Consider the following 11,782-nt stretch of genomic DNA (forward strand, 5'->3'; position numbering starts at 1 on the left):
CACATCGAAGGAGATATTCCGTGAACCCGTTTTCGTATGTTCCCCTCCCGAGCCGCGTCATCTTCGGTGCTGGCAGCGTGCAGCAGCTCAAGACGGAGGTACTGGCCCTGGGTGCCACGCGCGCCCTGGTGCTGTGCACGCCGCAACAAGCGGCCTTGGCCAGCCAACTGGCAGACTCCTTGGGCGAGGTTGGTGCTGGCGTGTACGCCGGTGCAATGATGCATGTGCCGATGGAATCGGCCGTCCAGGCGCGCGAGGTGGCGCGCGAGCGGGGCGCCGATGTGTGTGTGGCCGTGGGCGGTGGCTCCACCATCGGCCTCGGCAAGGCCATTGCACTCGACTCCGGCGTGCCCATCCTCGCCGTGCCCACGACCTACGCCGGCAGCGAAGTCACGCCCATCTACGGCATCACCGTGGCCGGCGTGAAAAAGACCGGACGCGAGCTGCGTGTGCTTCCGCGCACCGTGATCTACGACCCCGACCTGACGATGACGTTGCCAAGCGCCCTGAGCATTACCAGCGGCATTAACGCCATGGCGCATGCCGCCGAGGGCCTTTATGCGCAAGACGTCAACCCGATCGCCGCGCTGATGGCCGAAGAAGGCCTGCGCGCGCTGGCTGCTGCTCTACCCGTCCTGGCCCGGGATGGCACGGATCGCGGCGCCCGCAGCGACGCGCTCTATGGCGCCTGGCTCAGTGGCAGCGTGCTGGGTAGTGTGGGCATGGCGCTGCACCACAAGCTATGCCATACCTTGGGCGGTAGCTTCAATCTGCCGCACGCCGAGCTGCACACTGTGGTGCTGCCTCACGTCATCGGCTATAACGCCCCGGCGGTGCCCACAGTTGCGGCACGCATCGCGCGAGCAATCGGGGCGCCTTCGGCAGGCAACGGGCTGCAGGAGCTTGCGCGGCAATGTGGCGCACCGCTGACGCTGGCGAGTATCGGCATGAAGCGCGAAGACCTGACCCAAGCCGCCAAGCTGGCTTGCGAGAACCCGTACTGGAACCCGCGACCCTTCGCATATGCCGACGTCCAGGCGTTGCTTGAGCGCGCCTTCGACGGTGCGCCCGCCGAACAGGACTGATGCCATGAAGCTAGTGTTTGCCGGTGTTGGCAAGATGGGATTGCCGATGGCGCTGCACCTTGGGCGCGCGGGGCACGATGTGTGCGCCGTCGACGCATGGGAGGCTGCGCGCCAAAGGGCACAAGAAGCCGGCTTGGTGCTCGCCAACGATCTGGGTGCGGCACTCGCCGGCTCCGACGTGCTCGTCTCTTCGCTGCCAGACGACGCCGCCTTGCTGGCGGTGGCTGACGTGGTCGTCCAAGCGGGGCACCCGAAGCTGGCGTGGGTGGACACCAGCACGGTTTCCCCACAGGCCTCGCGCGCCGCGGCCGAGCGCGTCGCAAGGATTGGCGTCGAGCATCTGCGCGCCACGGTATCGGGCAACGCGCCGATGGCGGAAAAGGCGCTTCTTACCGTGATGGCATCGGGCCCGCGGGCGCTGTACGACCGGCTCGAGCCGCTGCTGGCTTGCTGGGGCTCGCGCCGCTTTTACCTCGGTGACGGCGAACAGGCGCGGCTGATGAAGCTGGTGGTCAACCTGATGATCGCGCATACCACGGCGATGCTTGGGGAAGGCCTGGCCTTGGGCCGAAAAGGAGGTTTGGATTGGCGCGACATGTGGCAGGTGATCACGGAAAGCGCTGTCGCGTCACCCATTGTCAAGGCCAAGTCGGTGCAGCTGGCCGAGCGCGACTTCTCTCCGACGTTCACGGTGACGCAGATGCGCAAGGATCTGGGCTTGATCGTGGGCGCGGCACAGGCCTTGAGGGTGCCGCTACCGTTGACGCAGCAGGTGCTCTCGCAGCAGGAAGACGCGGCCCACGCAGGCTTCGCCAGCGAAGACTACGCCGCCGTGCTGAAGATCGCCGAGCGCGCGGCAGGTCTGTCGTAGGCCGCATCACAGGTGGGGCCTGTTCTCAGCTCGCCTGCGTGGAGAATTAGCAGCTTTTCCAGATCGATGATGGCAATGTGGCCATACCTGATCACAGGCATGCCGAGGGATTCCATCCCCCGCACAGCGAGGCTGCTCCCACATGCCTCTGGCTCGATCTTCACGGCTTCGCCTGGAGCCGCTAAGGCGAGCGCTGCGCACCGAGCGGAACTGCAAGCTGGATATGGACTCAGGCTAATATTCAAATTTATTCAATATCTGGTTGATATCTTCAGTGAAATCTCTGTCGTTAGGCGCCTAAACTAGTTCCAAGCCCAGCTATCTTCATGCGGGCCGGGTTCAAATATCTTGCACATTTATTGAGGTAAGCATCATGACTTCCAAGTTCACCCGCGTCGCCATCGTCTACCACAGCGGCTACGGCCACACCGCCAGGCAGGCCCAGGCCGTGGCGCGCGGCGCCGGCAGCCTCGCAGGCTCGGAAAGCCTGCTGATTCCGGTCGAAGACATCGACCAGCACTGGGACACGCTGGAGGCGGTGGACGCCATCATCTTCGGCGCGCCGACCTACATGGGAAGCGCCTCGGCGCAGTTCAAGGGCTTCATGGACGCCACCTCGCGCAACGTCTTCGCCAAGGGCGGCAAGTGGGCCAACAAGGTCGCCGCCGGGTTCACCAACGCGGCCTCGCGCTCGGGCGACAAGCTGGCCACGCTGCAGCAGATTGCGGTCTTCGCGGCGCAACACGGCATGCACTGGGTTAACCTGGGCCTGCCCCCGGGCCACAACAACTCGAAGTCGACCGAAGACACCCTCAATCGCCATGGCTTCTTCCTGGGGGCGGCCGCGCAGTCCGATGCCGATGTCAGCGCCGAAGTGGCGCCGCCGCCGGCCGACCTGCGCACCGCCGAACACCTGGGGGCGCGCGTAGCGGAAGTGGCGCAGCAATTGGTGGCTGGCCGGCGCGCGCTTGCGCAGCTGAAAGAAGCAGCCTAAGGCGCGCCGGGTCGTCCTGGAACCCGAGGCGGCACGTACCAGCACCTGCGATATGAAACCCTACTTCCTCTCGCTTGCCGCCGGCGTCTTGGCGGGTGAGTTCTGGTCTGTCCAGTCGCCGTCGCCCGCCGACACACATCACGATCGCACGTCCTGAAATGCCTTAGCCGGACCCCGCATAAGGGCGGAGGTCCTTCTTCCCTGGAGCCGTACCGTGAATGAAGCCACCGCCTTTATCGTCCACCTGCCGGGCAAGCCCGAGCATCGCGCGGAACTCGAATCCAAGCTGCTTTATGTGCTCGACCAGATGTCGAAGGAACCTGATTTTATCAACACGTATCTCCACCGCTCGATCGAAGATCCCGACACCCTCGTCCTGTATGAAAACTGGGCCTGCAGCGAGCAGCATTTCAGGGATCATCACCTGATAGCATCCTACCGGAGCGAGTACGAAGCGGCCCTGGCCAATATGTTGAAGGCGCCGCGCACGATTGAGTTCCTCACGCCAGTTCGCGCCTATCAGAAATCCGCAAACTGAAGTCGCCTGACGAGGAGATTAATTATTCCGCCGCGTGCATCGCGGCATCGCTTGCCTTCATGATGTTGATCCTGTAGGCCAAGGAAGAAGGGGAGTCCATTTCTTTCACCCCTGACGCTTGTGGCATCGATCGTCACGCTGAAGTCAGAGGCGCCGTGGCCCGGTACTTCGGATTTCGCGCGTTCGACCACATCTCTGAACACAACCCAGATGCGTGCATTTAAATGCTGCGGGTTGAAGCCTTCCGCCCGTCCATCCTTCATGGAGCGCTATTCATCGTTGACCGTCTCATGCTCTGCCGGCACTAGAATCTCCAGCAACTTACAGTCGTCCGACCACCCCACGACCGTGTGCCGTATGCCGGGCGGCTGCACCCAGCTCGAGCCTGCTACAAGGCGGTGACGCCCTGCACCTTCAAATTCGGTCTCGAACAAGCCCTTCAGGCAGTAGACCATCTGGAATTGCACATTGTGGTGGTGTCGCACGCTCAGTTCGGGACGGAAAGGGGTAATCATGCGGATCACGTGGGCTTTTGCTAGGCCGCCGGTGGCCTCAGCCAACCGAGATCGCGATAGGTGGAATAGCCACGCAGCCCCCCGTCTTAAAGTCGCCCTCCCTCAGGTGGCTGATGACAAAGCATTGCTGACCTGGTTGCGGCTTGGATTCCATATGGTCCTCGCACAGTCATACATCGAAAACGGGATGAAGTACCCTAAGGCAGCTCACGAGTACTGGCATGCGGCTCAATCGCGCCCCACTCATTCGCAATGAAGTCATACATGAACGGCGCGGCTCTTTGCCCGGGTTCGCCTAGCTCGACCACTTCCCGTATGCAGAGCCAGGTGAACCGCGCCAAGCCCTTGAGGTCGAGAGTACGCCCTGGGAACATCCTGCGCAGCAAGTCTGCATGGAAGAGTGCTCCCAGTTCTTTCTCGGAGAAACAACGAACTGAACACGGACCAAAGTCGAGATCTGGCAAGCAATCTGCGAGGTCAAGCGGACAAAGAATGATACGTTCGGCAAATTTGCTGGTGACCGCCGCTTCGAAAGCGCGGGCGGCCTCGCGGGCATCCAGGCAGATGATGCCACCGTCGTATGTAGTTGCGCAGGAAAGTCCGAGGGCACGTAGCGCCTTTTGCAGGGCGAAATCAACGGTCGACTTGCTCCACACGCCGGGGTACAGTTCCTGGCAAGCCGCCTTTAGCTCGAGGAACTGAGGAGTGGCACAGAGGTCTCGCGGCCCGGGGAAAGCCAGCTTCCAGAGCTCGACAATTGCGCGGACGATTCGATTGTCTTCCATGGGACCAAGTGTAATGAGGACGTATCGCAACGATGCTATATGCCTTTAGGAGATGGCGCCACTGCAGCCGCACGGCACTCGACTAGACCTGCAACCCCATGGCACCAAGGAAATCACCGAGATGCCGGCGCACCAACTCGCGCGTGCACCCGTTCGTGCTACTTCGCTTTCAACGGGGAAGCGGTTAGCCTTACGACGATTGCAGTTAGGACAGGCTAAATACAAGTTCCGCCACTCATATGCGAGGTGTGGATAGCCCTCACTAGGACGGAATCGCTCAATCTCGCCCATAGCAGCGCCGCCGAGCCTGGACTCGCAATAGCAGCATATATGGTTGAACCCTTCATTGAGAGCTGCGACTTCCTTTCAGGCAGGAGATAAGCCCGGGTTCTTCCTTTTGTGGACAACATGCTGCATGTCGATCTTCAGATCGCGTGGTCACCTGATTCGAATTCAGCGAGTTACCTTCGCGGCTCAGCAAGCATAACCGCGTCCGGTGTAGCGGCATTCAGATCGATAGTAATCGGCGCTGGATCTGGGATACCGTCTGCAGACGAAGCGTATTAGGTCGAGTGTCGGCGTCGGCCGAGACGGCGGCGAGGTATCGGATGAGGCATGGTGTGGTCCCTCGAGCGATCGCATGCGTTTCCGGTCGTAGCGAACTACAGAATCTGCCGGCCGACATGACCACAACAACGGCCAGGAACAAAGCAGTATGAAGAAGCCCGCACAGCGGGCTTCTTGCTTGGGGCAAGGGATTGACCATTCTAATGCTGCCCAAAGTGCATTCGAGGACGATCGAAATTTTTGTCGCTCAGTCTGCCCGACGTCGCAGATGCGTCGGTCAGGCAGCCCCCACCACGTCAGAACTTGTGACGTAGACCCACAGCCACGCCCAACATCGAGTTCGCGCCATTTGGCAGCGCGTAGCTAGTGCCGAGGGCCAGACTGTTAAGGTAGCCGGTCGCCAGCGAATCCAATGTCATACCGGCGTTCTTAGCATACGCGGCGGTCAGATAGACGTCCGTGCGCTTGGAGAACGCATACGTCGAGAGGAACGCGATCTGCCACGGATTCGAGGCACTCGTGTTGCCGAACAGGTTGTTCAATTTGTCATAGGAATATTCGAGCGACAGACTCAAAGCAGGGTTTACCTGATAGCTGGCGCCAGCCCAGTAGAGGTCATCGCGCACCATCACAACGTCGGAGGGATTCTTGCTCTGCGCCCAACGGTAGCCGCCCATGACCTTCGCTTGGCCAAAGGTATAGCTTGCAGCGACGCCCAACTTCTTGGCAGTGCCACTGGAAGTGCCGATCGACGGGTTCCATTGGTCGTAGCCAAGCGACGCGGCAAATGGGCCTGGAGCATACATCGCTGCGACACCATACGCGCTATCGCGTCGAGCGTGCCCCGGGACCTCACCGTTGCCGCCGTACGTGGGTGAACTTGCAGACGCTTGAGGCACGGTCGTCCCCACACCGTCGGTGCGTAGAGGGTTGCATAGGAAACCGGGCTGAAGTTGGCCAGTGCGTCCAAGATGGACGTGTAATGGCGACCAAAGGTCAGTTGCCCATAATGGTCGCTCTGGAGACCGACGAAGGCCTGACGGCCGAAGAGACGGCCACCTTGCTGGCTCACCCCCGTATCTGCTGCAAAACCGCTTTCGAGTACGAAGATTGCCTTGAGCCCGTCACCCAATTCTTCCGTACCACGCATGCCCCAACGCGAGCCAGCCATACCACCCGAACCCATGCGGACGATGCGGTTGCTAGCCCCCGGGTTAAAGCCATTTGCAGCCGAAGGGAGTGCTCCAACGTGATTGGTGTACTCCACGTTGAGGTCCATCACACCGTAAAGCGTCACACTGCTCTGCGCATACACGCTTCCTGCGCATGCAAGCACCGATGCCGCCGCAATGTATTTCAGTTTCATGTGTCTCCTCCTTCTTATTTTTGTGTAGACGAATATCTCCCGTCCGAGTCAGTAAAGGTTTCTCGACTACTCACCCGCCCCAGGTTTGTCTAGACAGATAGGCGTGGGGACTCCGAGTCCGTCGAACCCACATGCAACCCGCGTCGGTGCCGAGCAAAACCGGACGCAGATCCATGATGTCAGCTGTCCAGACCGATCGTTTCTTCGCCTCAAAACAGACCTCTTTCATTGGCAGTATCCAAGTTTATTTAGCTAACCCATATTTTATTTTCTAAATACACTCTGAATTCAGCTACGTTTTCCTCCAAAAACGAGCCGGAATATTGAATCTTCCGGATTTGATCAAAATCCAGATTCCCTTTCGAACGCACCTAGATAATTTGAATTGCTATTGAAGTGCCTCTCGCTTGCACGACGCCTTGCGCGATGCAATAAGAGCGTCCAGACTTACTGAGCCGGCACCGATGGCGATGATCTGAAGAAAGCCGCCGATAATCGCGATGTTCTTCATGAAGTTGATCAGTTGCTTTGGATCTGCAAAGTTACTGTGGAAACCCAAGGCGGCGGCCAGGGTAAAGACCGCCATGACGAACGCGACAATGCGTGTCCGGTAGCCCAGAACGAGTGCTGCACCAAGCCCAAGTTCAATGACAATGGCTACGACGTATGCAAGGTCGGGCCAAGGGAGTCCCGCTGACGCGATGTAGGCCTTCGTACCTTCGGGATTGACGAGCTTACCAAACCCACTCATTAGAAAAATCGAGCTCATCAGGATCCGCCCAATGGTTGCCACAAACGAAATTTTTAAATTCAATTTACACCTCACATATTTAGAGAAATTAATTAGAATTACTACTAAATTTATTATTCAAAATTAATATCACGATTTTCCTCCATTCCACTCAACACTGAAGATCCGATGAATCGCCCTGAATGTCAGCGGATCTATCGCACGCCGATGGTCGGAAAACGTGTTCTGCGCGTTCCGAGTGAGCGCGCAGCGCCCTCCCTCTGAGCGAGGGAGGCTCGGCAATTTCAGAGACAATGACGGGACGGCAGAAAGTCACGAGGCACGGCGCTTTGTGCCGCTCGCTAGGGGCGCGAGGAGTCCATTTCAGCCAGATCGCGCTCTGCATCGGTGCTGGATGCTTGCGCGACCGCATCGCTGTCGCCGGCGGCCTTGCGTGCGGCATGGAAGCGGCCCGCGCAATAAATGCCGAGCGCCGCCGCCAGCGCTGGAACGATCAGGATCAGGTAGAGCGCGGCATTGCTCCAGCCCGCAGCCAACAGGAACGCGCCGCTAACCGAGCCCGCAATGGCACCAACACGACCGATCCCCAGGGCCCACGCTACGCCGGTCGCGCGGCTCGAGGTCGGGTAGAACGCCGACGCCAGCACGTTCGCGCACACTTGCGACCCACTCACGCAGAAGCCCGTGACAAAGATGGCGGCAGCCATAGCTGCCGGCGAACTGACCGCGGCCAGACAAGCCACAGAGGCAGCGCCCAGCGTGTAGGCCCCTGCGACCACCGCATACGCATTGAACCTGTCCAGCAGCATGCCGAGCACGATGGCGCCTACGACACCGCCGCCCTGGAGCAGCCCCGCCAGCATCGACGCCTGCTTCAGCGAGAGACCGCTGCGCTGCACGAGAATCGGCAGCCAGTTGATCATCAGGTACAGCAACAGCAGGCTGCAGAAGAACGCCAGCCAGAGCCAGAGCGTCCCCTTGCGGTAGCGCGTGGCAAAGAGCTGGCCGACCGGGGAGCTGGGCCCTTCCGGCTCGTCGGCGACATAGTGCTGGCCGGGTTGAACGCTGCGCCGATCAATGCGCGCCAGGATCGCGACAATCCGTGCCTGCGTGCCCTGCCGGGTGGCGAGGTAGCGAACGGACTCGGGCAACAGCAATGCCAGCATCGGCACGAGAACGATCGGCAGCGCGCCGCCCATCACAAGGACACCACGCCAGCCGACGTGTTCGATGAGATAGGCAGTTACCACTCCACCGAGGGCAGACCCCAGCGAGAAGCCGCAGAACATCAGCGTCAGCAGCGTGCCGCGCCGTCGGGACGGGCTGAACTCGGCCGTCAGCGTGATCGCGTTGGGCATGGCGCCACCGAGACCCAACCCGGTCAGGAAACGAAAGGCAATCAACGCACCAATGCTGGGTGCCACTGCAGAGGCAACGCACGCCGCGCCAAACCACGCGACCGACAGGATCAGCACGCGGCGGCGCCCCATGCGGTCAGCCATCGGCCCGCAAAGAAACGCACCGATCATCAGGCCAAGCAACCCCGCCGAGAACAGCGGCCCGAGCGAGACCATCGACAGCGACCATTCGGTGCGGATGTGTGGAGCAAGGAACCCCACGATAGCGATATCAAATCCATCAAGCGCGACGATCGCAAAGCACAGCGCGATGGTTCGTAACTGGAAGGCGGACAGGCGTGCGCCGTCAATGAATTGACGCACATTGACCGTGGCAGACGCGTGCGCGGTGGAAACCGCGCCTTCGGGAGCGGATGGGGCAGTCATGTTGTCTCCTGCTTAGAGTGGTCAGAGCACAGCCGCTATGCTGCGCCTTGTGCGGGTGGCGAAGGCTTCGCCGGGGGTGGGTTTCTGCTAAGCCGTCATGGGCCTGTCGATCGACGAGGCCTTGCCGCGGGCCTCCACACGGTCGATGAACTCGGGGTCGCGCTCGCGCAGGTCCTCATGCGTGACCCGACCGGTGCGCAGCATGTAGTCATACGCGAAGGCCACAGGGTCGAGATGCATCTTGTCGGCAACGGACTCATACCAGTCGAGGCTGCGACGCGCTGCCTCCTGGAACCGCGCCGACGCATCACGGCGGCAGTGCTCGAACGCCTGGAACGCCGCAGGCACATCGTCCCGATGGGCACAGACGGCATCGCACAGTGCAATGGCATCCTGCATAGCCATGCGGGTGCCCGAACCGAGCGAAAAATGGACACTGCGCAAGGCATCGCCCAGCAGCACGACCTTGCCGTGCGACCAGTGCTCGTTGCGCACCACGCTGGCCTGAAACCAGTTCGAGCGGTTGCCCAGCAGCGCATTGCCGCCGAGGTCATTGGCGAAGACTTGCTCGCAGAAGGCACGGCTCTCCTCTTCGGATGCCGTATCCAGGCCGGCGCGCTGCCACGTTTCCGGATCGACTTCCACCAGGAAGGTGGAAAGCGAATCGCTGTACTGGTACGCATGCGCGATGAACACACCGTGAGGCGTCTCACGGAAGATGAGCGATACGGGATGGAACAACTGGTGGGTGCCGTACCACGCGAACTTGTTGCGGCGAACATCGAAGCTGGGCTGGAAGTGCTCGGCGAGCCGGGTCCGCACCTCGCTGTTGACGCCGTCAGCGGCCACGATGAGGTCGGCTTCCGGCAGCTCGGCCGGATCGCTCACGCGGCTGCCGTAGTGGATCTCGACGCCCGCCTCGGCGCAAGCTTCCTGCAGCACGCGCAGCAGGTCGATGCGGGAGGTACGCGAAAAGTGGTTGTTGCGCAGCGGAACCGCCACGCCGCGATGGACCACCTCCATGTGGTCGCAGCGCTGATGATGTGCGGTGAACTTGCTGAAGAACACCGGATCCGCGTCTTTCAGGAACGACAGTGCAACATCGGAAAAGACCACGCCCCACCCATAGGTGGCGCCCTTCTCGTTGCGTTCATGGACGACGATGTGGTCTTCCGGATGGCGTTGCTTGAGCAACAGGGAGAAATACAGCCCCGCCGGGCCGCCTCCGATGACAGCGACATTCATGATGAACCTCTTCTAAAGCATCAGGCGTGAAGCGCACTTGCTGCCGCGAGCAGCGCGCCGGCATTCGGCACTACGGGCGCCAGCCCAAGATGCTCCAGCATCTGCCGGACCGTGCAGACCGCTGTCGACGTCACCGGAAGGCCGATTGCGTCCTGCGCCGCCTGGATCGCCGGCAAGGAAGGCATCTGCACGCAGGCCGACAGCACCACCGCATCAGCGTTGGCGGTGTTGAGCCGCTTCACGTCCTGCAGCAGCTGCAGCGGGTCTCGGCGCCCGACCTCCAGGTTGTCCGGAATCTCGAACGACAGCGCGTCGAGCACTTCAATGCCCTCGTGCTCGATGTACTGGACGACGGCATCGGTGAGCGGCTTCATGTACGGCGCCATTAACGCAACGCGCTTGGCACCCATGGCCTTCAGGCCGGCCACGAGCGCGCCGGCTGAGGTCATGACCGGAGCGTCGCAGTGGTTTTCGCGTGCCACACGCAGCAAGTCCTGTTCGACCTGGCGGTGGTACCCCGGGCCCATTGCCATGATGGCGACCAGGCAGGCGGTGCTCATCACGTCGACGCGCGCGTCGGCCAGCTCGGCGGCGCAGCGCAGTCCCTGCTGGTTCATCGCCTCAAGCTCTTCGCGCACCACACGGTGCATGCGCATGCGGCTCGAATGGAAGGTGAAGCGCTCTGGAAGCACCGCTTCCCGCGCGCGCAGCATGGCGGGAATCTCGGTTTCCATGGTGGTGTTGGAGCTGGGCACGATCTGCCCGATGCGGTAAGTGCGGCTATTCATGATGGCTAACCTTGGAAGATGACTGTGGAGCGCTGGCTTGCCTCGCATTCGCGCTGGTACTGCTCCAGCGCATTGCGCAGCGAGGCGGGAAGCGTGATGGCGTCGCGCGTGCCACGACGTACGCAGATCGGCGTCAGCCTGGCGACGAACGCGGTCTCGCCGCCTTCGCTCATGCGGGCCGTCATCACCAGCGTGTAGGTGCGCGTGTTGATGGCCTCGACCGTGACGGCGATGTCGAACGAGTCATCCGGCCACAGCGAGCGGCGGAAATCCAACTCCAGCGCGCGCGTCGGGGTGCCGAACCCGAACTCGTCCTTGATCTGCTGCGGACGCCCGTCAAACAGGTGTCCGTAGAACAGCTCGGCGGCAGAGATCACATATTCGGAAAAGTTCGGGGTATAGACGACGCCCGCGGGATCGCACTCGCCCCACTTGACGCGCCGGCGCACCGCGAAAGGTGTTTCGGAAAGGACCGATTCAGTGCAGGTCATGC

12 protein-coding genes and 1 pseudogene are annotated in these 11,782 nt (G+C 61.3%); 4 read left to right on the top strand and 9 right to left on the bottom strand.

Annotated features, from left to right (window positions below; all coding sequences use genetic code 11):
* Nucleotides 1-20: 20 nt before the first annotated feature.
* The 4 genes from ACREYQ_RS26085 to ACREYQ_RS26100 all read left to right on the top strand — a co-directional run bounded on the left by ACREYQ_RS26085 (nucleotide 21) and on the right by ACREYQ_RS26100 (nucleotide 3,488).
* A complete protein-coding gene (locus ACREYQ_RS26085) occupies nucleotides 21-1,085 on the top strand; it encodes a maleylacetate reductase (protein WP_432260876.1) in 1,065 nt (354 codons plus the stop codon).
* 46 nt (nucleotides 1,086-1,131) lie between these two features.
* Complete coding sequence (locus ACREYQ_RS26090; protein ID WP_432260877.1) at nucleotides 1,132-1,956, top strand: NAD(P)-dependent oxidoreductase; 825 nt, start codon at nucleotides 1,132-1,134, stop codon at nucleotides 1,954-1,956.
* 373 nt (nucleotides 1,957-2,329) lie between these two features.
* Nucleotides 2,330-2,950 carry a flavodoxin family protein gene (locus tag ACREYQ_RS26095; RefSeq protein ID WP_432260878.1) on the top strand — a complete coding sequence of 207 codons (621 nt, stop codon included), beginning with the start codon at nucleotides 2,330-2,332 and terminating at the stop codon, nucleotides 2,948-2,950.
* Nucleotides 2,951-3,164: 214 nt separating this feature from the next.
* Nucleotides 3,165-3,488, top strand: coding sequence for a putative quinol monooxygenase (locus ACREYQ_RS26100; protein WP_432260879.1), 324 nt, complete (start codon nucleotides 3,165-3,167; stop codon nucleotides 3,486-3,488).
* On the opposite strand, the gene ACREYQ_RS26105 is transcribed toward ACREYQ_RS26100, so the two are convergent.
* The 9 genes and pseudogenes from ACREYQ_RS26105 to ACREYQ_RS26145 form a co-directional block, all read right to left on the bottom strand.
* Entirely contained in the window at nucleotides 3,470-3,751 is a 282-nt protein-coding gene (locus ACREYQ_RS26105; RefSeq protein ID WP_432260880.1) for a hypothetical protein, read from the bottom strand. The genes ACREYQ_RS26100 and ACREYQ_RS26105 overlap by 19 nt on opposite strands.
* Nucleotides 3,752-3,757: 6 nt before the next feature.
* Entirely contained in the window at nucleotides 3,758-4,003 is a 246-nt protein-coding gene (locus ACREYQ_RS26110) for a cupin domain-containing protein (protein ID WP_432260881.1), read from the bottom strand.
* A 197-nt stretch (nucleotides 4,004-4,200) separates the two neighbouring features.
* The gene (locus ACREYQ_RS26115; protein WP_432260882.1) at nucleotides 4,201-4,788 is read right to left on the bottom strand and encodes a hypothetical protein; all 588 of its coding nucleotides are present in this window, start codon (nucleotides 4,786-4,788) and stop codon (nucleotides 4,201-4,203) included.
* Nucleotides 4,789-5,651: 863 nt separating this feature from the next.
* Nucleotides 5,652-6,721: pseudogene (locus tag ACREYQ_RS26120) on the bottom strand (porin).
* Nucleotides 6,722-7,109: 388 nt separating this feature from the next.
* The gene (locus ACREYQ_RS26125) at nucleotides 7,110-7,490 is read right to left on the bottom strand and encodes a DoxX family protein (RefSeq protein WP_432260883.1); all 381 of its coding nucleotides are present in this window, start codon (nucleotides 7,488-7,490) and stop codon (nucleotides 7,110-7,112) included.
* A gap of 323 nt (nucleotides 7,491-7,813) precedes the next feature.
* The gene (locus tag ACREYQ_RS26130) at nucleotides 7,814-9,256 is read right to left on the bottom strand and encodes an MFS transporter (protein ID WP_432260884.1); all 1,443 of its coding nucleotides are present in this window, start codon (nucleotides 9,254-9,256) and stop codon (nucleotides 7,814-7,816) included.
* A gap of 87 nt (nucleotides 9,257-9,343) precedes the next feature.
* A complete protein-coding gene (locus ACREYQ_RS26135) occupies nucleotides 9,344-10,501 on the bottom strand; it encodes an FAD-dependent monooxygenase (RefSeq protein WP_432260885.1) in 1,158 nt (385 codons plus the stop codon).
* A 20-nt stretch (nucleotides 10,502-10,521) separates the two neighbouring features.
* Nucleotides 10,522-11,289 carry a maleate cis-trans isomerase family protein gene (locus ACREYQ_RS26140; protein WP_432260886.1) on the bottom strand — a complete coding sequence of 256 codons (768 nt, stop codon included), beginning with the start codon at nucleotides 11,287-11,289 and terminating at the stop codon, nucleotides 10,522-10,524.
* A 5-nt stretch (nucleotides 11,290-11,294) separates the two neighbouring features.
* Complete coding sequence (locus tag ACREYQ_RS26145; RefSeq protein ID WP_432260887.1) at nucleotides 11,295-11,780, bottom strand: acyl-CoA thioesterase; 486 nt, start codon at nucleotides 11,778-11,780, stop codon at nucleotides 11,295-11,297.
* Nucleotides 11,781-11,782 lie beyond the last annotated feature (2 nt).

Source organism: Cupriavidus sp. TMH.W2 (assembly GCF_050847365.1).
Classification (GTDB): Bacteria; Pseudomonadota; Gammaproteobacteria; order Burkholderiales; family Burkholderiaceae; genus Cupriavidus.